Origin of the sequence: Citrobacter sp. 506, from assembly GCF_050434985.1 — a bacterium.
Lineage (GTDB): Bacteria > Pseudomonadota > Gammaproteobacteria > Enterobacterales > Enterobacteriaceae > Citrobacter > Citrobacter braakii.
In genome coordinates this window covers 489,063-508,979 of the sequence record NZ_JBNDJN010000002.1, presented here as the reverse complement: position 1 = coordinate 508,979, position 19,917 = coordinate 489,063, and the positions used below count along the sequence as shown (strand labels likewise).

Annotated in this window: 25 protein-coding genes; 12 read left to right on the top strand and 13 right to left on the bottom strand. The window is 52.6% G+C overall.

Annotation, left to right across the window (positions count from 1 at the left end):
- Positions 1-7: 7 nt before the first annotated feature.
- The 5 genes from bamB (at position 8) to ABIE10_RS12490 (ending at position 6,032) form a co-directional block, all read left to right on the top strand.
- Positions 8-1,186, top strand: coding sequence for an outer membrane protein assembly factor BamB (gene bamB / locus ABIE10_RS12510; RefSeq protein ID WP_153690144.1), 1,179 nt, complete (start codon positions 8-10; stop codon positions 1,184-1,186).
- A 118-nt stretch (positions 1,187-1,304) separates the two neighbouring features.
- Entirely contained in the window at positions 1,305-2,777 is a 1,473-nt protein-coding gene (der, locus tag ABIE10_RS12505) for a ribosome biogenesis GTPase Der (RefSeq protein WP_016153996.1), read from the top strand.
- Between the two features lie 300 nt (positions 2,778-3,077).
- Positions 3,078-4,619, top strand: a complete 1,542-nt coding sequence (locus ABIE10_RS12500) for a peptide MFS transporter (protein ID WP_235116935.1) — start codon at positions 3,078-3,080, stop codon at positions 4,617-4,619.
- A gap of 63 nt (positions 4,620-4,682) precedes the next feature.
- Positions 4,683-5,765, top strand: a complete 1,083-nt coding sequence (locus ABIE10_RS12495; RefSeq protein ID WP_153690145.1) for a Gfo/Idh/MocA family oxidoreductase — start codon at positions 4,683-4,685, stop codon at positions 5,763-5,765.
- A gap of 51 nt (positions 5,766-5,816) precedes the next feature.
- A complete protein-coding gene (locus tag ABIE10_RS12490) occupies positions 5,817-6,032 on the top strand; it encodes a zinc ribbon domain-containing protein (protein ID WP_016157125.1) in 216 nt (71 codons plus the stop codon).
- Here ABIE10_RS12490 and xseA read toward each other — a convergent pair.
- Entirely contained in the window at positions 6,029-7,402 is a 1,374-nt protein-coding gene (gene xseA / locus ABIE10_RS12485; protein ID WP_080860045.1) for an exodeoxyribonuclease VII large subunit, read from the bottom strand. The two genes, ABIE10_RS12490 and xseA, sit on opposite strands and share 4 nt — an antisense overlap.
- A gap of 160 nt (positions 7,403-7,562) precedes the next feature.
- Here xseA and guaB point away from each other — a divergent pair, with 160 nt between their 5' ends.
- From guaB to ABIE10_RS12470, 3 genes are all read left to right on the top strand, one after another.
- Positions 7,563-9,029, top strand: coding sequence for an IMP dehydrogenase (guaB, locus tag ABIE10_RS12480; RefSeq protein WP_019077375.1), 1,467 nt, complete (start codon positions 7,563-7,565; stop codon positions 9,027-9,029).
- 63 nt (positions 9,030-9,092) lie between these two features.
- The gene (gene guaA, locus ABIE10_RS12475) at positions 9,093-10,670 is read left to right on the top strand and encodes a glutamine-hydrolyzing GMP synthase (protein ID WP_016153990.1); all 1,578 of its coding nucleotides are present in this window, start codon (positions 9,093-9,095) and stop codon (positions 10,668-10,670) included.
- A gap of 192 nt (positions 10,671-10,862) precedes the next feature.
- Positions 10,863-12,116, top strand: coding sequence for a tyrosine-type recombinase/integrase (locus ABIE10_RS12470; RefSeq protein WP_429155885.1), 1,254 nt, complete (start codon positions 10,863-10,865; stop codon positions 12,114-12,116).
- Here ABIE10_RS12470 and ABIE10_RS12465 read toward each other — a convergent pair.
- The 12 genes from ABIE10_RS12465 to ABIE10_RS12410 form a co-directional block, all read right to left on the bottom strand.
- Complete coding sequence (locus tag ABIE10_RS12465) at positions 12,113-12,364, bottom strand: hypothetical protein (protein ID WP_429155883.1); 252 nt, start codon at positions 12,362-12,364, stop codon at positions 12,113-12,115. The genes ABIE10_RS12470 and ABIE10_RS12465 overlap by 4 nt on opposite strands.
- On the bottom strand, positions 12,361-13,008 hold the full coding sequence (locus ABIE10_RS12460) for an MT-A70 family methyltransferase (protein ID WP_429155881.1): 648 nt from the start codon (positions 13,006-13,008) through the stop codon (positions 12,361-12,363). The genes ABIE10_RS12465 and ABIE10_RS12460 overlap by 4 nt, the downstream gene beginning before the upstream one ends.
- The gene (locus tag ABIE10_RS12455; RefSeq protein ID WP_139935676.1) at positions 13,005-13,196 is read right to left on the bottom strand and encodes a DUF1382 family protein; all 192 of its coding nucleotides are present in this window, start codon (positions 13,194-13,196) and stop codon (positions 13,005-13,007) included. Before ABIE10_RS12455 ends, ABIE10_RS12460 begins: the two co-directional genes overlap by 4 nt.
- A complete protein-coding gene (locus ABIE10_RS12450) occupies positions 13,193-13,351 on the bottom strand; it encodes a DUF1317 family protein (protein WP_221693961.1) in 159 nt (52 codons plus the stop codon). The genes ABIE10_RS12455 and ABIE10_RS12450 overlap by 4 nt, the downstream gene beginning before the upstream one ends.
- Positions 13,344-13,643, bottom strand: coding sequence for a PerC family transcriptional regulator (locus ABIE10_RS12445; protein ID WP_042306773.1), 300 nt, complete (start codon positions 13,641-13,643; stop codon positions 13,344-13,346). The genes ABIE10_RS12450 and ABIE10_RS12445 overlap by 8 nt, the downstream gene beginning before the upstream one ends.
- A gap of 109 nt (positions 13,644-13,752) precedes the next feature.
- Complete coding sequence (locus ABIE10_RS12440) at positions 13,753-14,001, bottom strand: helix-turn-helix transcriptional regulator (protein WP_000816432.1); 249 nt, start codon at positions 13,999-14,001, stop codon at positions 13,753-13,755.
- 46 nt (positions 14,002-14,047) lie between these two features.
- The gene (locus ABIE10_RS12435) at positions 14,048-14,929 is read right to left on the bottom strand and encodes a RecT family recombinase (RefSeq protein ID WP_071650650.1); all 882 of its coding nucleotides are present in this window, start codon (positions 14,927-14,929) and stop codon (positions 14,048-14,050) included.
- The gene (locus ABIE10_RS12430) at positions 14,926-15,747 is read right to left on the bottom strand and encodes a PD-(D/E)XK nuclease-like domain-containing protein (RefSeq protein WP_003037794.1); all 822 of its coding nucleotides are present in this window, start codon (positions 15,745-15,747) and stop codon (positions 14,926-14,928) included. Before ABIE10_RS12430 ends, ABIE10_RS12435 begins: the two co-directional genes overlap by 4 nt.
- Positions 15,744-15,950 (bottom strand): MarR family transcriptional regulator, encoded by a 207-nt coding sequence (locus tag ABIE10_RS12425; protein ID WP_052904554.1) that lies wholly within the window; start codon positions 15,948-15,950, stop codon positions 15,744-15,746. The genes ABIE10_RS12430 and ABIE10_RS12425 overlap by 4 nt, the downstream gene beginning before the upstream one ends.
- Entirely contained in the window at positions 15,947-16,249 is a 303-nt protein-coding gene (locus tag ABIE10_RS12420; RefSeq protein ID WP_429155878.1) for a hypothetical protein, read from the bottom strand. Before ABIE10_RS12420 ends, ABIE10_RS12425 begins: the two co-directional genes overlap by 4 nt.
- Positions 16,246-16,395 (bottom strand): hypothetical protein, encoded by a 150-nt coding sequence (locus ABIE10_RS12415; protein ID WP_001198622.1) that lies wholly within the window; start codon positions 16,393-16,395, stop codon positions 16,246-16,248. Before ABIE10_RS12415 ends, ABIE10_RS12420 begins: the two co-directional genes overlap by 4 nt.
- A gap of 224 nt (positions 16,396-16,619) precedes the next feature.
- Positions 16,620-17,216, bottom strand: coding sequence for a helix-turn-helix domain-containing protein (locus tag ABIE10_RS12410; RefSeq protein WP_429155876.1), 597 nt, complete (start codon positions 17,214-17,216; stop codon positions 16,620-16,622).
- 155 nt (positions 17,217-17,371) lie between these two features.
- Here ABIE10_RS12410 and ABIE10_RS12405 point away from each other — a divergent pair, with 155 nt between their 5' ends.
- The 4 genes from ABIE10_RS12405 to ABIE10_RS12390 all read left to right on the top strand — a co-directional run bounded on the left by ABIE10_RS12405 (position 17,372) and on the right by ABIE10_RS12390 (position 19,888).
- On the top strand, positions 17,372-17,605 hold the full coding sequence (locus ABIE10_RS12405) for a hypothetical protein (RefSeq protein WP_001278768.1): 234 nt from the start codon (positions 17,372-17,374) through the stop codon (positions 17,603-17,605).
- A 338-nt stretch (positions 17,606-17,943) separates the two neighbouring features.
- Positions 17,944-18,618 (top strand): metallophosphoesterase, encoded by a 675-nt coding sequence (locus tag ABIE10_RS12400; protein ID WP_429155874.1) that lies wholly within the window; start codon positions 17,944-17,946, stop codon positions 18,616-18,618.
- Positions 18,608-19,423, top strand: a complete 816-nt coding sequence (locus ABIE10_RS12395) for a DnaT-like ssDNA-binding domain-containing protein (protein ID WP_429155967.1) — start codon at positions 18,608-18,610, stop codon at positions 19,421-19,423. The genes ABIE10_RS12400 and ABIE10_RS12395 overlap by 11 nt, the downstream gene beginning before the upstream one ends.
- Positions 19,424-19,543: 120 nt before the next feature.
- The gene (locus ABIE10_RS12390) at positions 19,544-19,888 is read left to right on the top strand and encodes a DUF1064 domain-containing protein (protein WP_191648462.1); all 345 of its coding nucleotides are present in this window, start codon (positions 19,544-19,546) and stop codon (positions 19,886-19,888) included.
- Positions 19,889-19,917: the final 29 nt, after the last annotated feature.

Here is a 19,917-nt window from a genome sequence, read left to right as displayed (position 1 = left end):
GGACCCGATGCAATTGCGTAAATTACTTCTGCCAGGGCTGCTTTCCGTTACCCTATTGAGCGGCTGTTCACTGTTTAGTGGCGAAGAAGATGTCGTTAAGATGTCCCCATTACCGGTGGTTGAAAACCAGTTTACTCCGTCTACGGACTGGAGCACCTCTGTAGGTAACGGTATTGGTGATTTCTATTCCAATCTTCATCCTGCGCTGGCGGATAACGTTGTCTATGCAGCCGATCGCGCCGGCATCGTTAAGGCGTTGAATGCGGACGACGGCAAAGAAGTCTGGTCTGTTAATCTGGGTGAGAAAGACGGCTGGTTCTCCCGCGCATCTGCACAGCTTTCTGGCGGTGTAACCGTGTCCGGTGGCCATGTTTACATTGGCAGCGAAAAAGCGCAGGTTTATGCGCTGAACACCAGCGATGGTACCACCGCATGGCAGACGAAAGTTGCCGGTGAAGCGCTGTCTCGTCCTGTTGTGAGCGATGGCGTGGTATTAATCCACACCAGTAACGGTCAGTTGCAGGCCTTGAACGAAGCTGACGGCGCTATCAAATGGACCGTTAACCTCGACATGCCTTCTCTGTCTCTGCGCGGCGAATCTGCCCCAGCGACCGCCTTTGGCGCAGCTATCGTTGGCGGTGATAACGGCCGCGTAAGCGCCGTGCTGATGCAGCAGGGCCAGATGATTTGGCAGCAGCGTATTTCTCAGGCGACAGGTCCAACGGAAATCGATCGTCTGAGCGACGTTGATACCACGCCGGTTATCGTCAATGGCGTTGTCTACGCGCTGGCTTATAATGGTAACCTGACGGCGCTGGATCTGCGCAGCGGCCAGATCATGTGGAAACGTGAACTGGGCTCAGTGAATGATTTCATCGTCGACGGTAACCGTATCTACCTGGTTGACCAGAACGACCGTGTACTGGCGCTAACCACCGATGGCGGCGTGACGCTGTGGACGCAAAGCGATCTGCTGCACCGTCTGCTGACGTCCCCGGTATTGTATAACGGCAATCTGGTCGTGGGTGATAGCGAAGGCTACCTGCACTGGATTAACGTTGACGATGGCCGCTTTGTCGCCCAGCAGAAAGTTGACAGCTCTGGTTTCCTGACCGAGCCGGTCTCTGCTGATGGTAAACTGCTGATCCAGGCGAAAGACGGTACGCTGTACTCTATTACGCGTTAATCGTCCCGGCCGCTCACTTTGAAAAACGGCTCCTGGTGCAGGGGCCGTTTTACTGTTTTTAACAACGGCGCAAAAAATGTGCCCGTTGTCTGATGATTTATTAAATGAGGCTTTAAACATGGTACCTGTGGTCGCGCTTGTCGGGCGCCCTAACGTTGGCAAATCCACGTTATTTAACCGTCTAACTCGCACCCGAGATGCGCTGGTTGCGGATTTCCCGGGTCTGACTCGTGACCGTAAGTACGGTCGTGCGGAAATTGAAGGCCGCGAGTTTATCTGTATTGATACCGGCGGTATTGATGGCACCGAAGACGGTGTAGAAACCCGCATGGCGGAACAGTCGCTGTTGGCGATCGAAGAAGCGGACGTTGTGCTGTTCATGGTAGATGCGCGTGCTGGCCTGATGCCTGCGGATGAAGCCATTGCGAAACATCTGCGTTCGCGCCAGAAACCGACGTTCCTGGTAGCCAACAAAACTGACGGACTCGATCCTGATCAGGCGGTCGTCGATTTCTACTCGCTGGGTCTGGGTGAAATTTATCCGATCGCGGCATCCCATGGTCGTGGCGTTCTCAGCCTGCTGGAGCATGTTCTGCTGCCGTGGATGGATGACGTTGCTCCTCAGGAAGAAGTGGATGAAGATGCAGAATATTGGGCGCAACTGGAAGCCGAAGAGAACGGCGAAGAGGAGCCTGAAGACGACTTCAATCCGCAGGACCTGCCGATCAAACTGGCGATTGTTGGTCGCCCGAACGTAGGTAAGTCCACGCTTACTAACCGTATTCTCGGCGAAGACCGCGTAGTGGTTTACGACATGCCGGGGACCACGCGTGACAGTATTTATATCCCGATGCAACGCGATGAGCGCGAATATGTGCTCATCGATACCGCGGGCGTGCGTAAGCGCGGCAAAATTACCGAAGCAGTAGAAAAATTCTCAGTTATCAAAACGCTGCAGGCGATTGAAGATGCCAACGTGGTGATGCTGGTGATTGATGCGCGCGAAGGTATTTCCGATCAGGACCTGTCGCTGCTGGGCTTTATCCTCAATAGTGGGCGTTCACTTGTTATTGTGGTCAACAAGTGGGATGGCCTGACGCAGGAAGTGAAAGAGCAGGTCAAAGAGACTTTGGACTTCCGTCTGGGCTTTATTGATTTTGCGCGTGTACACTTCATCTCTGCGCTGCACGGCAGCGGCGTGGGTAATCTGTTTGAATCGGTCCGCGAAGCGTATGACAGCTCCACCCGTCGCGTCAGCACCGCGATGCTGACGCGTATTATGACTATGGCGGCAGAAGATCATCAGCCGCCGCTGGTGCGTGGTCGTCGTGTGAAGCTGAAATATGCCCACGCCGGTGGTTATAACCCACCAATCGTGGTGATTCACGGCAACCAGGTTAAAGACCTGCCAGATTCCTACAAGCGTTATCTGATGAACTATTTCCGTAAGTCTTTGGATGTGATGGGGACGCCGATCCGCATTCAGTTCAAAGAAGGGGAAAACCCGTTTGCGAACAAACGCAATACGCTGACGCCGACGCAGATGCGTAAACGTAAGCGTTTGATAAAACACATCAAAAAAAGCAAGTAACCGTTGCTGATGCTGATAAAAGCCCGTGCTTGTCGCGGGTTTTTTTTCGACGTTCCATCGCCAGCCTCAGCCCGTGCGATGTCAATCACTATTCATTTTTTACCAAGTTTAAATCTAAGAAAGTAGACATTTGTCGAGTTTTCGTCTTAAAGTCCGGGGGCTGGTACTAGACAAAACTAGCCTTAGGTTATCAAATGGTTAAATAAATTTTCGCCGCATGTAAAAAATCGGTCAGATACGTAACTGGCTGGCGTACATCGCGGTGTTTACACACACGACGACATAACTTTCGGGAGAATTATGCAATCCTCTGTTAATCAAAAAGAAAGCCGAACTTTCTTCGGCCATCCTTATCCGCTCGGCTCGCTGTTCTTCACAGAGATGTGGGAGCGCTTCTCGTTTTATGGCATTCGCCCGTTACTGATCCTGTTTATGGCTGCTACCGTTTATGACGGCGGCATGGGGCTGGCACGTGAAAATGCTTCGGCGATTGTGGGTATCTTTGCCGGTACGATGTACCTCGCTGCGCTGCCGGGTGGCTGGCTGGCGGATAACTGGCTCGGCCAACAGAAAGCGGTGTGGTACGGTTCCATCCTGATTGCCCTCGGCCATCTGTCAATTGCGCTCTCCGCCATTATGGGGAACAACCTGTTCTTTATTGGTCTGATGTTTATCGTGCTCGGTTCCGGTCTGTTTAAGACCTGTATTTCGGTCATGGTTGGCACGCTGTACAAAAAAGGCGATGCGCGTCGCGACGGCGGTTTCTCGCTGTTCTACATGGGCATCAACATGGGGTCGTTTATCGCGCCGCTGATTTCCGGCTGGCTGATTAAAACCCACGGCTGGCACTGGGGCTTTGGCATCGGTGGTATCGGGATGTTGGTAGCGTTGATCATTTTCCGTGTATTTGCCGTTCCATCAATGAAACGCTACGACAGCGAAGTGGGGCTCGACTCCACCTGGAATAGCCCGGTAGTGAAACGTAACGGTGTGGGCGCGTGGCTGTTGGCGCTGGCCGTCGGTGCGGCGGTTATCGTTACGCTGATAGCGCAAGGCGTGATTGTAATTAATCCGGTCGCGGTTGCCAGCATGCTGGTGTACGTGATTGCAGCCTCCGTTGCGCTCTACTTTATCTACCTGTTCATCTTTGCCGGTCTGAACCGTAAAGAGCGCGCCAGACTGCTGGTCTGCTTTATCCTGCTGGTTTCCGCCGCGTTCTTCTGGTCCGCGTTTGAGCAGAAGCCAACCTCGTTCAACCTGTTCGCCAACGACTACACTAACCGTATGATCGGTGATTTTGAAATCCCGGCGGTCTGGTTCCAGTCGATAAACGCGCTGTTTATTATCCTGCTGGCACCGGTATTCAGTTGGGCATGGCCGAAGCTGGCAAGCATGAATATTCGCCCGAGTAGCATCACCAAGTTTGTTATCGGTATCCTCTTTGCGGCGGCAGGCTTCGGTCTGATGATGCTGGCGGCGCAAAACGTTCTCAGTAACGGCGGGGCAGGCGTTTCTCCATTCTGGCTGGTGGGCAGTATCCTGATGCTGACGCTTGGCGAGCTGTGCCTGAGTCCGATCGGTCTGGCGACAATGACGCTGCTGGCGCCGGAAAGAATGCGCGGGCAGATGATGGGCCTGTGGTTCTGCGCCAGTGCGCTGGGCAACCTGGCCGCAGGTTTGATTGGCGGTCATGTGAAGGCTGACCAACTGGATATGCTGCCGGATCTCTTCGCACGCTGCTCGATTGCGCTGCTGATCTGTGCTGCGGTACTGCTCATCCTCATTGTTCCGATTCGTCGCATGCTGGAGAATACGCAAACTAAACCGGCAACTAGCGCCTGATAACACCTCGATTGTGCCGGGGCAGACGTTATGTCCCGGCTATTCAATTAACGAGGTAAGAGCATGCTGTTAGGATTTGTTGGGCTTGGTGCAGTCGTTGAAACGGCATACTTGCCCGCATTACGTAATATGTTCGGTGATGCACTACGCTGTGTGGGATTTGATGTTCAACCCGCAAAGCAGCCCGCAGACGTGACACGCTGTACGTCGCTCGCTGAACTTCTTGCAATGCCGCTTGATACCCTGTTTATTACCACCGCATCCCTGCATCACCTTGATGTGCTTGAACAGGCGCTGGCGGCTCCCATCGCTCGTATCGTGGTCGAAAAGCCTATTGTCGCCACGCTTTCCCAAATTGAAAAACTGAAAACGCTGCTGGCTCAACCGGATGCTGCCAACCGCGTGCTGGCACTCGACCATTGGATGGCACGCAATGGCGCAATGCAGCTGGCGTTGGGCAAACTCGGAGCGCAGTGGCAGGGCGATAATCCGCAACAGGCACTTGTCTCTCACTTTTCACACATTGCTAAAATCGACGGTTTTTTGCAGGAACCGAGCGGGTTTAACGCTGTTGGAGAACCTATTGCGCTAAACTTTGCCACCGGTGAGCCGGATACCCGTGAGCTTCGTCATCCGGACGGTGTGATTCTGGACATTGGCACACATGTACTGGCAATGCTGCGTGAAACAGTGCGTTACCTGGGCGGTAATGACAGTATGACCTTGCAGGTGAAGAGCGCTAAAGACCGTCTGGGACGAAATATTGTAGAGGGCGACCTGACCACAGCAGAAGGAGAGGCGCATCTGCAGGGACAGATTAGCGGCATTCCGCTGGACATCTGGCTGAATAAATACGCGGGGCCGGCTGGCGGACAAAAAGGCCTGCGCCTTTGTCTGCGCGATGGTCGTGTCATTAGCCATGATCGCCGTGGTGTCGAGGATGTGCTCGAATTGATTGACGGTGATGTTGTACAACGCTGGAGTCTGCCTGGTAGCGTATATGCCCATTGTCTGGCGGAGCATATTCTGGGCGCGCAAAGTCTGTTTGAACGCAGCCCACAGGAAGTGAGCCGCACGACGCAGCGCAGGCTGGAGGAAGTGGAGTGCCTGTTAACGTTACAGCAGCAGTTACGCGGGCGGCATTAAACGCATCGTGTTAAACTCAGCGCAGTAATGGATCCCTGTACTGGAGTCGCTATGTCTATTATTTGCCCGGATTGTCATGCAGAGCTGGAGCCGCAAAACGGTATGGCGCACTGTGATAACTGTAATAAAGATATTCAGTTAGAAGCGCACTGCCCGGAGTGCAATCAGCCACTGCAGGTGCTTAAAGCCTGTGGTGCGGTGGATTATTTCTGCCAGAACGGTCATGGCCTTATCTCGAAGAAACGCGTGGCGTTTGTGCCGCTTTAATCCTGTTTTTTCCTGCGTGTTTTCTTTGTCTTCGTGACAGCTCTCACTTCGCTTTCCACCCATCCGTCAGACAGGCGGGTGGTGAGCACATCACCTGCTGTAACCTGTTTAGTCTGTTTCAGCACTTCACCCTCTTTTGCGGTCGTCACGCTATAACCGCGGGCCAGCGTGGCCAGTGGGCTGACTGCCTCAAGATGGGTAACCGCGTTGCCAAAACGCTCGCGCTGTTCGCTTAAACGCGCACGGATATTTTCCGCCAGGCGGTATTCCAGTTGCTGAATGCGTGTTTGCGCACGGTAAATACGCGGCTGCGGGTTTTGCTGATTCAGACGCTGCAGCATGCGCTGCTGACGCTGATTTGCCTGTTTAATCTTATTCTCAAGTGCGAAGTTCATTCTCTGACGCAGTCGTTCCAGCACGGTCTGTTGACGGGCCAGACGCAGTTGCGGATGCTGCTGTTGCAAGCGGTGATGAAGCTGGGTAAACCGACGAGTACGATTGGCGAGGTAGTAGTCCATCGCCATCTCCAGACGCTGCTGACCATGCTGAATTTGACGCAGCAGTTCAAGCTGATTACGGCTGACAATTTCTGCTGCCGCCGACGGCGTAGGTGCCCGTAAATCTGCAATAAAATCGGCAATAGTGACATCGGTTTCATGGCCGACGGCGCTGACGACTGGAATGCGGCTGGCAAAGATCGCCCGTGCTACACGTTCGTCGTTAAAGCTCCACAAATCTTCCAGCGAGCCGCCGCCGCGCCCGACGATCAGCACATCGCACTCGCCCCGCGCGTTCGCCAGTTCAATGGCCCGAACGATCTGCCCTGGCGCATCATCGCCCTGGACTGCGGTCGGGTAGATAATAACGGGCAGGGAAGGGTCGCGACGCTTCAGGACGTGGAGGATATCGTGCAGCGCGGCGCCGGTTTTAGAGGTGATTACCCCGACGCAGTGGGCCGGTGAGGGCAGCGTTTTTTTGAACTGCTGATCGAATAGCCCTTCAGCCTGCAGTTTGGCCTTGAGTTGCTCATATTTTTGCTGCAGCAAACCTTCGCCCGCTGGCTGCATGCTCTCAACAATTATCTGATAGTCGCCGCGCGGCTCGTACAATGTAATGTTGGCGCGTACCAGTACCTGCTGACCGTGCTGTGGTCGGAACGTTACCCGGCGATTGCTGTTGCGAAACATCGCGCAGCGTACCTGAGCGGTGTCATCTTTGAGCGTGAAATACCAGTGACCGGAGGACGGCTGAGTGAAATTCGAAATTTCACCGCTGATCCACACTTGTCCCATTTCCTGCTCAAGCAGCAAACGAACCGTCTGATTCAGGCGGCTTACGGTAAAAATTGAGGTGGTCTGAGAGGATAACATGTGAGCGGGATCAAATTCTAAATCAGCAAGTTATTCAGTCGAAAGTAACATGCTCACAGAGGAGCGCAAGGTTTTTTTGCAAAAAAGTGTGGATGCAATCGGTTACGTTCTGTATAATGCCGCGGCAATATTTAATAACCTCCCAGGTGAGATATTGCCCATGCTACGTATCGCAAAAGAAGCCCTGACGTTTGACGACGTCCTCCTCGTTCCCGCTCATTCTACCGTTCTGCCGAATACTGCTGATCTCAGCACCCAGTTGACGAAAACCATTCGCCTGAACATTCCTATGCTCTCCGCAGCAATGGACACCGTGACGGAAGCGCGCCTGGCAATTGCCCTGGCCCAGGAAGGCGGCATTGGTTTTATCCACAAAAACATGTCTATTGAGCGCCAGGCGGAAGAAGTTCGTCGCGTGAAGAAACACGAATCTGGCGTCGTGACCGACCCACAAACCGTACTGCCAACCACCACTCTGCGCGAAGTAAAAGAACTGACCGAGCGTAACGGTTTCGCAGGCTACCCGGTAGTGACTGAAGATAACGAACTGGTCGGCATCATCACCGGTCGTGACGTACGGTTTGTGACTGATCTGAATCAGCCGGTTAGCGTCTACATGACGCCGAAAGAGCGTCTGGTGACCGTTCGTGAAGGCGAAGCACGCGATGTTGTCTTTGCCAAAATGCACGAAAAACGCGTCGAGAAAGCGCTGGTTGTTGACGACAGCTTCCATCTGCTCGGCATGATCACCGTTAAAGATTTCCAGAAAGCGGAACGTAAACCTAACGCCTGTAAAGACGAGCATGGTCGTCTGCGCGTTGGGGCTGCTGTAGGCGCAGGTGCGGGTAATGAAGAGCGTGTTGACGCGCTGGTTGCCGCTGGCGTTGATGTACTGCTGATTGACTCCTCTCACGGTCACTCAGAAGGCGTACTGCAGCGTATCCGTGAAACTCGTGCTAAATACCCGGATCTGCAGATCATCGGGGGGAACGTTGCGACTGGTGCAGGCGCTCGCGCGCTGGCGGAAGCCGGCTGCAGCGCTGTTAAAGTCGGTATCGGCCCAGGCTCCATCTGTACTACCCGTATCGTTACCGGCGTAGGTGTACCGCAGATCACCGCCGTTTCTGACGCTGTTGAAGCGCTGGAAGGCACTGGTATCCCGGTTATTGCCGATGGCGGTATTCGTTTTTCCGGCGACATCGCAAAAGCGATCGCTGCGGGTGCTTCTGCAGTGATGGTTGGCTCTATGCTGGCGGGGACTGAAGAATCTCCGGGCGAAATCGAACTGTATCAGGGTCGTTCTTACAAATCATACCGTGGTATGGGCTCTTTGGGCGCGATGTCCAAAGGTTCTTCCGACCGTTATTTCCAAAGCGATAACGCCGCTGACAAACTGGTCCCGGAAGGTATCGAAGGTCGCGTTGCGTATAAAGGTCGCCTGAAAGAGATCATTCACCAGCAGATGGGTGGCCTGCGCTCCTGTATGGGTCTGACCGGCTGTGGTACTATCGACGCGCTGCGAACAAAAGCAGAGTTTGTACGTATCAGCGGTGCGGGTATTCAGGAAAGTCACGTTCACGATGTGACCATCACCAAAGAGTCCCCTAACTACCGCATGGGCTCCTGATAAGTTTCCGCGCCCGGCTATATGCCGGGCGAATTTGTTTCACTTGCCTCGGAATTAGCGTCAATGACAGACAATATTCATAAACATCGCATTCTCATCCTTGATTTCGGATCTCAGTACACTCAGCTGGTTGCTCGTCGCGTACGTGAACTGGGCGTCTATTGTGAACTGTGGGCGTGGGATGTTACGGAAGCACAAATTCGCGAATTCAACCCAAGCGGTATCATTCTTTCCGGTGGTCCGGAAAGCACCACTGAAGAAAACAGCCCGCGTGCGCCGGAATACGTTTTCACTGCGGGCGTGCCTGTGTTCGGCGTGTGCTACGGCATGCAGACTATGGCAATGCAGCTCGGTGGTCATGTTGAAGGTTCTAACGAACGTGAATTCGGCTATGCGCAGGTTGAAGTTCAGACCGACAGCGCGCTGATCCGCGGTATTGAAGACTCTCTGACCGCAGACGGCAAACCACTGCTGGACGTGTGGATGAGCCACGGCGACAAAGTGACCGCTATTCCGGAAGGTTTCGTGACCGTTGCCAGCACCGACAACTGCCCGTTCGCCATCATGGCGCACGAGGAAAAACGTTTCTACGGTGTACAGTTCCATCCGGAAGTTACCCACACCCGTCAGGGGATGCGCATGCTGGAGCGTTTTGTGCGCGACATCTGCCAGTGTGAAGCGCTGTGGACCCCGGCAAAAATTATTGATGACGCCGTTGCCCGCATTCGTGAGCAGGTTGGCACTGATAAAGTGATCCTCGGCCTCTCCGGCGGCGTTGACTCCTCCGTCACCGCGATGCTGCTGCACCGTGCAATTGGCAAAAACCTGACCTGTGTGTTCGTCGACAACGGTCTGCTGCGTCTCAACGAAGCTCAGCAGGTGATGGATATGTTCGGCGACCATTTCGGCCTGAACATCATTCATGTTGAAGGTGAAAAGCGTTTCCTGGACGCGCTGAAAGGCGAGAACGATCCGGAAGCTAAACGTAAAATCATCGGCCGCGTGTTCGTGGAAGTCTTCGACGAAGAAGCGCTGAAGCTGGAAGACGTTAAGTGGCTGGCGCAGGGAACCATCTATCCGGACGTGATCGAATCCGCGGCTTCTGCCACCGGTAAAGCGCACGTCATCAAATCTCACCACAACGTGGGCGGTTTGCCGAAAGAGATGAAGATGGGTCTGGTTGAACCGCTGCGTGAGCTGTTCAAAGACGAAGTGCGTAAGATTGGTCTGGAACTGGGTCTGCCGTACGACATGCTGTACCGTCACCCATTCCCGGGGCCGGGTCTGGGCGTACGCGTGCTGGGCGAAGTGAAGAAAGAGTACTGCGACCTGCTGCGCCGTGCGGATGCTATCTTCATTGAGGAACTGCACAACGCTGACCTGTACAACAAAGTGAGCCAGGCGTTCACCGTGTTCCTGCCGGTACGTTCCGTTGGCGTCATGGGCGATGGCCGTAAGTACGACTGGGTTGTTTCCCTGCGTGCTGTTGAAACCATCGACTTTATGACCGCGCACTGGGCGCACCTGCCGTATGACTTCTTAGGCCGCGTCTCTAACCGCATTATCAACGAAGTTAACGGTATTTCCCGCGTGGTGTATGACATCAGCGGTAAGCCGCCAGCTACGATTGAGTGGGAATGATGTACAGCTAACTCACGGCTAATCATTTCTATTCAGTTATGCAATCAACCCTCTGTTTTTACAGGGGGTTTTTCTTTATATCACATCATATCTATTCACTCTATCTCACATTTTTCATCGGTACAGGTGACGGTATTACCCTAAAGGTATACTCTTCATACCGTCAAACCATGGATGCTTTACGGGTGAATTGTGCTTACTGATACCAAACTGAAAAACCTCAAGCCGCAGGACAAACTGTATAAGGTTTCGGATCGTGACGGGCTGTATGTTGCGGTGCTTACTTCCGGCTCTGTCTCTTTCCGGTACGACTACCGCATTAACGGGCGCCGGGAAACGCTGGTCATCGGTCAGTACGGTCGTGACGGTATCAGCCTGGCAGAAGCACGAGAAGAACTCATTGCTGCCAAAAAACTGTTAAAGGCAGGTCAGTCGCCAGCTGCGGCGAAACGTGACGGTATCAAAAAGATCCGTGGTGCTGAGACATTCGCGGTACATACCGACAGCTATATGAAGCACGTCATTCTGGCTGACAGTACCAGGGCGATGAAACAGGCCGTTATCGATCGCGATATCATGCCGGTGTTGGGTAACAAAATGATGGCCGAGATAACCACTGGCATGGTGCGTGACCTGTGCGATCGCATTGTTGAACGTGGCGGCCGGGCGACGGCAGTGCAAGCCAGAGAGATAATCAGCAGTGTATATCGTCACGCTAATGATCGCGGGCATGGTCTGTTTAATCCGGCTGCTGACATCAAGCCTTCATCAATAGCCATGTTCAAGCCGCGCGACCGCACGCTGCAACCTGAAGAGATAGGCGTATTCTTCCGGGCGCTGGATAATGTCGGGGCTATGGCCACAATGAAACTGGCATTAAAACTGGTGCTGCTCACCCTGGTTCGCAAAAGCGAGTTCACCCACGCCACATGGTCAGAAGTCGATTTCAAAAAATGGACATGGACGATACCGGCGGAACGAATGAAGGGAAGCCGTGCGCACGTTATCTATCTGCCAAAGCAGGCGCAGGATCTCATGGTTGGCCTGCAGATGTGCGCTGGTGGAAGTGATTACCTTTTGCCAGGGCGTTATTCGGTCAGCAAGCCGTTATCCAATGCAGCACTGAACAGACTGATCAATGTCACTGTCGAATCGGTAAATGATGCTGGCGGGCATCTGGATGATTTCTCAGTGCACGACCTGCGCCGCACAGCCAGCACGCTGTTGCATGAGGCTGGTTATCCATCTGACTGGATAGAAAAGGCGCTGGCGCATGAGCAAAAGGGAGTGCGTGCGGTATACAACAAAGCGGAGTACGCCAGGCAGCGCGCCTACATGTTGCAGCAGTGGGCGGATATGGTTGATGGCTGGATTAGCGGGGAGCACGCCGACCTGGTGCCGTTCTCCCCGTCGAAGTTTGAACGGTGGATGAGTGAACAAGGTTAATGATTGATAAATATTACGCTCCCTGTTTCTTTACATCCTATCCTGCTATCGTGGATATCGCCGCAATATGGGCAAATCCATAGATGTTGATTTTCACACGGTAAGATGTTTTGTTGCGCGCTTTTCAGTGCCTTGGTGAGCATAGCAACTTCAGAGTGAAGTTGCTGGATCACGCTATCCCGCTGCACAATCACAGCGCGCTGCTCTTCCAGTTGGCGGATTAACTCCGCCTCATTGAACATGGTCATGCTGCACGCTCCCGCCCCTGATTATCTGATGGTGATAGCGGAGCATTTGAGAATGCCAGCGCCATTCCTGTAACATCCAGCGCATAACCTGGATGAAGTTGCACCGCCGGACCGTCGCACTGATTACCCCATACGTCGAAGCCATGTGACGACTGGCGGGCGAATAGCTCAATGCGAGGTACATCGCCAAGCAACTGAACCAGTTTTTCCCGGATTACGTCCGGCTTGCGCGAGTTCTCCAGGCGAGGCGCCGTAACGTGCTGGCAGATTGAAGCATCCATGCGGGCAGGAAGTTTACCGCGCACCGCAAACAGACAGTCTTCACTGTTCGCCCTGGTCATATGTCCCATTCCGATCGCGCTGTTTCCTTTGTGCTTGTTCGTCTTGTGCCAGGTGAATCCCTTCATGGTCATCAGCTTGAATCCCCATGCTTCGACCACTTTCAAAGCCTCAACCGGCTGAGTCGGAACCCACCACATTGCAAGCAGGCAATCGTCTGCGGAAAGATCCCACACTGGCAGGCGGCAGATATCCAGCACGTTCATCACCGGATATTTGAACCCGGCGCCGCGCTCTCCGTCGGCTGCTTTGTCGCGGTATGTCCATGGAGGATCAGCATAAATCAGGGTGTATTTACCGGTCATGCGGCACCGCCTTCCGACTTCTCAGCTTCTACCGCAAGAGACTCCAATTTGTCCATGAACATTGCAGACAGCATTGCGTACTCCGCGTCTGTGGCTGCTGGCATAGGAACAAATCGGATGCCGAACGAGGCGAGCATATTTGCAGCCTCGAGGCACTTTCTTAAATCTGCTGGTGATGCCTTGTTCATGCTGCCACCTTCTTGCTGTTCATCAGCTCAGCCACGCGCTGAGCCTTTAATGGGTTTCTGATAACCTGGCCGCCGGGTGCCAACCACCCTCGGCGCAATGTGGAATAAACCAACGTGATACTGCCTACGCGGATATTGTCGTGGGGGTTAGTCATACACCACCCCGCGACATCCGATTCCTGCGTATTCGCCACGGCGCAGGCCGTTACCTCTCGATATGCACTGATCACGGCGTATCGCTATTCTGGCGCGCTCCACTTCACCTACCGCTACATCCATACACAGCAACCAGAGTCTGGCCGCGATGCGGTACTGGCCTTTCGATTCACGCTCAACAGCGCGCTTTTCTACCTCCATCGCCGCCGGAGTTACGGCGACAACCTTTGAAGCCTGACGCTGAGACACATAGTTAAGGTGATACTTTTCAAGACGGGTTAATTTGCTCATCGGATCCAGCCTTCTCTGAAAATTACCGCCAGCAGATACAGCCAGGCGGAAACGGCGGTCAGGAATAAGTACCATCCTGACCATTTTTCCCAGTGCCTGATCAGCGCTGTCATGCGGCGTTACTTACTGGGCGGTAAACACGCTGATCAACCGGCGGCTTTTTTCCGGTGAACTCTGCCGGGCTGGTGGCCTGGCGCTCATCAAGCCAGTTTTCAACCTCTTCAGCGTTCCATGCACAGCGTTTATCTGTGATCCAGAAGCGCTGCGGGAACTCGCCATTGCGCTCCATGCGGTCAATGGTGCTCATCGATACCGGCACCACTGCCATCAGTTCCTTTTTGCCAAATGCTCTTTTCATCATTACCTCTCTTGCATTTGCGGCGCGCGTGGCGCCGCAGTGGTGATTACATCGGTACTTCGTTCAGTTCGTCGCAGCGTATGGTGTATACGTCAGTTGCTTTTGCCAGCAGGTCATCATCACCAGCCAGTTTCTGGGCAACGTATTTGTATGCTTTGTCCAGGTCAGCCTGGGTGTTGTAGTTCATCGCCGCGCCGGAAAATGCGTGCAGAATCTCTTCAGGACCGCGATCGTCTTTATGCTGCTGACGCTCTTCCTGCTTCTGCTCTGGCTTTGAATTGATCAGGCTATTCATGCCCTGAGCCGTTGCCGCCGGAGGTGTGATATCACGCTCAACGCGAGGTGTTGCCTCCTGCAATTCGTCAGGGGTGTATACTCCGAGCAGAACATCAGGTGCATGCAGACGCGCCCAACGCTTAACGCACAGGTAAGCAAGCTGCTGGCGCGGATCCTGTTCCCACAGCGGAGAGTTACGGACACCTGCCTGAGCCATGCTGATGGTAAGCTCGCGCGGCTCTGCTTCGCCTTTCAGTACTGCCGATACTGTTACAGTCAGTGATGGAGATTTGTCGCTCTTGCCATTCACCTTTGACCAGTCACCATCCCAGCGGTAATTCAGGCGAGTTGAAAGCAGGTTTGAAGACGACACGACGGCGTTAACCAGTTGTGCTTCATAGCCAAGAGTTCCGTTTACAACGTGCGTCTTCTGCGCAACAGCGAACGGGTTCATGCCCCACTGTGCAGCCTGCATGGTTACTGCCAGACAGTCGGACGGCTTACCTGCAAGATGAGCAGGTACGGTAGCTTTACTGCCTGCCATCAACTCAGCGAAGCGCACCAGTTGATTCATACCTTCAGGACTGAAGATTGCCGCAGCGGTCCCTACAGTAGCGCCTGGCTGTGATGTGATTGCGATATCGTTGCTCATACGTACATATCCTGTTTGCGTGCCCATTCAGGGCGTTTAATAATTTCCACGCCGCCCCATTCATCGCTGATGCGGCATTCGTGATAGGTGTTCAGATCCCTGCGGAATAACTGGTGCCCGGCGTCAACGTCCGGCGCATCCAGCTCGAATACGCGGACCGGGTATCGACCGCAGTCGATGGTTTCGCTCACAGCCAGGAAGAAGAATCCGTGAGGCTGCCCGGTTACTTTCAATGCGCCTTCTCTGTACATGGCGTCCTGAACGTGGTAGCGGAATTCCTCGATGTGACGTGCAAAGCGATCCATGTCTGCAACCTTTTTCACGTCGACGATCACGTTGTGTTCATTCAGCCACTTATCAGGACGTATTCGGCACAACTCGCCAGTCTCTTCGTCATTCCAGTACATCGACGCTTCACAGTGGCCTGGTGCTTCCAGCATCCACCTCGCCGCAGGGTGGGCCATTGCGCTGTCGCGCATCAGTTTCAGTTTCCGCCCCTGTTCGGCATCCATCACCGTCATCCCCATACCGGCAACGTCTTTCAGGAATGCTTCTTCGTCTGCTTTTCCCTGATTTGTGCGGCGGTTGAACTGTGGCGCCACGATGAAACGCTTATCGAATTCCTTCGGCTCCAGTAGCAGGCAGTGCAGGGCGGTACCCATATCCAGCGCGGACTTCTTCTCTTCGTCTTCCGGCGCTGCCTTGACCCATTTCAGAAGGGCAGGGTTCTTGGCCACCATATCCAGTTGTGACTTACTCACGCCGTCACCGGCGTGGTAGTCCTCATTGCTGATGTCAAAATAGATACCGGTATTCATAACTTCACCTTGTATTCGTTCTGCTTGTTGGAGCGGGTTCCATCGTGAAACCATATTGCGCACCTGGTTACTTCTACCCATTTGCGACGTTCAAGCTCAGCGATGAACCAAGAAACCTTCGATCTTGAAATACCAAGAATCTTTGCCATGTCTCGGATGCTGTGTTTTCCTCCGCGCAGCAATGAGAGGAGCGTTGGTTTCATGCCGCATTCCTTTTGCTGTCGATCTGGTCAGCAAGGTCAAGGCGGGCGATGACGCCAGTCAATTCACGTTTGAATGACGACATAAGCTCTTCGAAATCATCGCTTTCAATTGCCGCCTCGAGAACTTCATAACGAACACCGGCACGGAGAATGGCGCGTTTGAATGACTCTTCCATTTCGCAACCAGCGACTACTTCGATCAGCTCAACGTGGCGGTCATACAGTTCAGATGACAACTGGTAGTCATTGCTGAACATGGCCGCGATATTGTTCAGCTTGTTAATCTGTTGTGTGTTCACTTGCTCACCCCCATATCCATTTCCGTTTTTACCGCCAGCTTGCTGACGAATACCCAGTTCATTGCTTCACCCAGCGTGCGAAACTTCCAGCTCATCAGCCCGCAAGCTGTAACGCAGTACCAACCGTTGATGATTTTCCACTGCATATAAACCTCACTATTACCGTTTTGGTAATACTTGAAGATGCAGGAAATCCACGAAGTGGTGGTTTCTGCCTGAGCGACGTGCTCATGTATTACCTTTTGGGTAATAATCAGATCAAAAAGTGATTGTGTCAATAGGTATGACGAGAAAAAATTACCATTTTGGTAATTGCGTGAGGCGTGAGCTTACCGCCATTGGGCAGGTAAAGCGTCAGAATGGCGGGGGATTACTTGCTTTTGTTCTGCTCAAACACGAAATTGATGAATGAGGTGATCTTGTTTTTCTCTTCCTGTGGCAGAGCTGCATACATCCGGTGGTCATAGTCGATAACACCCGGCGCACCGACGGGAATAATCATCTCGTATGCTTCATGCCCGAACGCGCGCGCCAGGGAGGAAAGAACGCCGATAGTTGTGCTGACTTCCGCTTTCATGATGCGGTTAACGGTGGCCGGGCCAATGCCAGCTGCAACAGCAACTTTCTTTTCGGATGTCATTTCACTGTTCTTTCTCATCCAGGCATTGAGCGTGGCGGCGGCCTGCTTCTCTACAGTCCATTCGCCATCTTCAGTGGTCGGAATAAAGATATCAGCCTGTACTGCGTCCAGTTCGTGATCGACATCGAGCCAGAACTTTTCCTTGCGTGCTGCTTCTTCAATGATACGCGCGGCATTCGGTCCGATATTTTTGATACCAGTACACCACCTGTTGACCAGGTTCTGCGAACGCTTCACCCGTTCTGCAAAGCGTAACTGGGTATCATCGAAATCCCTGCGAATGATTTCGTTAAGGTTTTTGCGTCTTATGTCATAAATACTTTTCATAGCTATTGTATTTGCCCATTTATTATTACCTAACCTTCTAAATTTAAATGAATATTACCATAAAGGTAAAGTTACCATAATGGTAATAATCATTGATTTTTTCACCAGAAAGGTAATAATTCAGATATGAATAGACAGGCTGAGATAAGCAAAATATGAGTGACGAAAAAAAATTTGATTTCAAAAAGCACTGGCTGGGGCTGTCTCCTGATGAGCGTGAAGCATTTGCAGTTGAAGCCGGAACCACCAGTCATTACATCCAGACGCACCTGACTGGCCGCCGTAAGATGCCGGGTAAGCGTCTGATGGAAGGTCTTTTTAAAGCGTGCCGCTCCCGAGAATGGACAAAGTCTAAACCTGAATTAGTGCTCTTCTTCTACGACCGATAATCCTTCTGAACCCATCAATGCCGTCATCCCCTGGCGGCTCCTTCCTGCATAAAACACCTTTCTGGTAATAAAAAACCATATACGGTTGATCTTTTTTCGTCTTAGTGCAAAATTACCGATATCCATAACAAAAAGGAGGCACCTCCTGTGAAGATTGTCACCAGAATGGAGGCAGCAAAAGCTGGCCTTAATCGCTTTTATACCGGTAAAGAATGCCGAAATGGTCACCGTGCTGAGCGCTACGTTCTGAACGGAACATGTGTTGAGTGCGCAATGAATAGTGCTCATCGTCACCGTGATGAGTTCGCTGCTGCGTTGAGGAACGCGCGGGAGGCAACATGAATATCTATCAACGTATTAACGGCGCTGACTGGAGAAATATATGGGTAGTTGGCGATCTGCACGGTTGCTATACAAATCTGATGGGAAAGCTGGATGACCTGAAGTTCGACCCGGCACAAGACCTGATTATCTCTGTTGGTGATCTTGTCGACCGCGGGGCTGAAAACGTTGAATGCCTTGAACTTATTACTATGCCATGGTTCCGATCCGTACGTGGAAACCATGAGCAGATGATGATTGATGGCCTGTCAGAACATGGAAACGTCAATCACTGGCTGGTAAATGGTGGTGGATGGTTCTTTTATCTCGACTACGAAAAAGAGGTATTGGCTAAGGCGCTTGTCCATAAAGCAGCAGAGTTGCCGCTAATCATCGAGCTGGTTACCGGCGACCGTAAAATTGTCATCTGCCACGCTGACTACCCGTACAACGAATATTCTTTCGACAAGCCAGTGCCAGAAGAAATGGTTATCTGGAACAGAGAACGAATAGCCAATGCGCAGGACGGATATCATCATGAAATCATCGGAGCTGACCTTTTCATATTCGGCCACACCCCTGCACGTCAACCACTGAAATACGCCAACCAGATGTACATCGACACTGGCGCTGTTTTTTGTGGAAACCTGACATTAGTACAGTTACAAGGCGAGGTGAATGATGGCCGGTGACTGGATAAAAATGCGTGCCGACCTGCACACGCATCCTAAAGTTGTCCGCATGTCGTCCGCATTGAAAGCGGACAGATTGCGGATAGTTGGCGGACTACATTCCGCATGGTGTCTTTTTGATGTCCACTCTGTTGACGGTTTTCTTGACGGATACAGTGCGGAGACTCTCGACGACCTGATCGGATTCCCCGGGTTTGCGCGTGCAATGATGGCTGTAGGATGGCTGGAAGAAGAAGGCGAAAGCCTAGTAATGCCGCGCTTTGAAGCCCATAACGGACAGTCTGCCAAGCGTCGTGCACAGGACGCAGACAGGAAGAGAAATGTCCGCAAAGCGTCCGCATCAGAAGCGGACAAAAAGCGGACCAGAGAAGAGAAGAGAAGAGAAGATCTAAAAGATAAAACCCCACACATAGGCGACGAGAAAAATCAGCCTGTGGATAACTCAGGATGTGAAGAGCCAGATCCACATGCAACAAATTCTGGTACTGATGGATATGCACCACCAGGCGGATCTGGTTCGCTGGGTAAATTCACCATGCCTGATAGCTGGACACCGGATCCTGATTTCACCAAACGAGCTGCGCTATGGGGGGTAAACCTGAAAACTGATGTGACGCAATTTGAACTTGCGGATTTCATCACGTACTGGAAAGCCGAGGGGAAAGCATTTCACCACGACCAGTGGCAGCAGAAACTGGCTCGCAGTGTTCAACTCTCCAGGTCAAAGCCAGCGAGAACTCAGCAGCGTGACGTTAACGCAGTGCCAGAACCAGACAGCGAGATACCTCCTGGATTTCGCGGTTAACACCGGGAGCGCAGTAGCGCATTTTTTTACATCTGGTGAATTACCAAAAAGGTAATAAAATATGCGCATTGCTATTGAAATTAACTCATTTGTGGTTTTAAATTACCTGAGAGGTAAATCATGAAAAGGCAGTTGCAGGCGCTCGGAAGGCTCAAGACAGGCCAGATGAATAAAACCGAATCGGCATACAGCCAGCACCTTGAGCTGCGTAAGCATGCCGGGGAAATAGCCTGGTATCGGTTTGAAGGCATCAAGCTGAGACTGGCTGATAACACGTTCTACACGCCGGACTTCGCAGTGATGCTAAACACCGGTGAGATGGAACTGCACGAGGTGAAAGGGTTCTGGACCGACGACGCCAGGGTGAAAACCAAAGTCGCAGCAGACCAGTACCCGTTTCGCATCATCGGAGTAACGGTTAAGCCAAAGAAAGCGGGTGGCGGCTGGAACATCGAAGAATTCTAAATCGATGATCCTTTTAGTTATCAACCTAA

Coding starts and splice junctions, on each gene's coding strand:
- guaB (WP_019077375.1), top strand. CDS start 7,563: ATGCTACGTATCGCAAAAGAAGCCCTGACGTTTGACGACGTCCTCCTC.
- ABIE10_RS12415 (WP_001198622.1), bottom strand. CDS start 16,395: ATGCAGTGGAAAATCATCAACGGTTGGTACTGCGTTACAGCTTGCGGG.
- ABIE10_RS12460 (WP_429155881.1), bottom strand. CDS start 13,008: ATGACCGGTAAATACACCCTGATTTATGCTGATCCTCCATGGACATAC.
- ABIE10_RS12490 (WP_016157125.1), top strand. CDS start 5,817: ATGTCTATTATTTGCCCGGATTGTCATGCAGAGCTGGAGCCGCAAAAC.
- xseA (WP_080860045.1), bottom strand. CDS start 7,402: ATGTTATCCTCTCAGACCACCTCAATTTTTACCGTAAGCCGCCTGAAT.
- ABIE10_RS12435 (WP_071650650.1), bottom strand. CDS start 14,929: ATGAGCAACGATATCGCAATCACATCACAGCCAGGCGCTACTGTAGGG.
- ABIE10_RS12390 (WP_191648462.1), top strand. CDS start 19,544: ATGAAAAGGCAGTTGCAGGCGCTCGGAAGGCTCAAGACAGGCCAGATG.
- ABIE10_RS12425 (WP_052904554.1), bottom strand. CDS start 15,950: ATGAAACCAACGCTCCTCTCATTGCTGCGCGGAGGAAAACACAGCATC.
- ABIE10_RS12400 (WP_429155874.1), top strand. CDS start 17,944: ATGAATATCTATCAACGTATTAACGGCGCTGACTGGAGAAATATATGG.
- ABIE10_RS12465 (WP_429155883.1), bottom strand. CDS start 12,364: ATGACCATGTTCAATGAGGCGGAGTTAATCCGCCAACTGGAAGAGCAG.
- ABIE10_RS12500 (WP_235116935.1), top strand. CDS start 3,078: ATGCAATCCTCTGTTAATCAAAAAGAAAGCCGAACTTTCTTCGGCCAT.
- ABIE10_RS12445 (WP_042306773.1), bottom strand. CDS start 13,643: ATGAGCAAATTAACCCGTCTTGAAAAGTATCACCTTAACTATGTGTCT.
- ABIE10_RS12410 (WP_429155876.1), bottom strand. CDS start 17,216: ATGAAAAGTATTTATGACATAAGACGCAAAAACCTTAACGAAATCATT.
- bamB (WP_153690144.1), top strand. CDS start 8: ATGCAATTGCGTAAATTACTTCTGCCAGGGCTGCTTTCCGTTACCCTA.
- ABIE10_RS12405 (WP_001278768.1), top strand. CDS start 17,372: ATGAGTGACGAAAAAAAATTTGATTTCAAAAAGCACTGGCTGGGGCTG.
- ABIE10_RS12395 (WP_429155967.1), top strand. CDS start 18,608: ATGGCCGGTGACTGGATAAAAATGCGTGCCGACCTGCACACGCATCCT.
- ABIE10_RS12495 (WP_153690145.1), top strand. CDS start 4,683: ATGCTGTTAGGATTTGTTGGGCTTGGTGCAGTCGTTGAAACGGCATAC.
- der (WP_016153996.1), top strand. CDS start 1,305: ATGGTACCTGTGGTCGCGCTTGTCGGGCGCCCTAACGTTGGCAAATCC.
- guaA (WP_016153990.1), top strand. CDS start 9,093: ATGACAGACAATATTCATAAACATCGCATTCTCATCCTTGATTTCGGA.
- ABIE10_RS12430 (WP_003037794.1), bottom strand. CDS start 15,747: ATGAATACCGGTATCTATTTTGACATCAGCAATGAGGACTACCACGCC.
- ABIE10_RS12450 (WP_221693961.1), bottom strand. CDS start 13,351: ATGACTAACCCCCACGACAATATCCGCGTAGGCAGTATCACGTTGGTT.
- ABIE10_RS12455 (WP_139935676.1), bottom strand. CDS start 13,196: ATGAACAAGGCATCACCAGCAGATTTAAGAAAGTGCCTCGAGGCTGCA.
- ABIE10_RS12440 (WP_000816432.1), bottom strand. CDS start 14,001: ATGAAAAGAGCATTTGGCAAAAAGGAACTGATGGCAGTGGTGCCGGTA.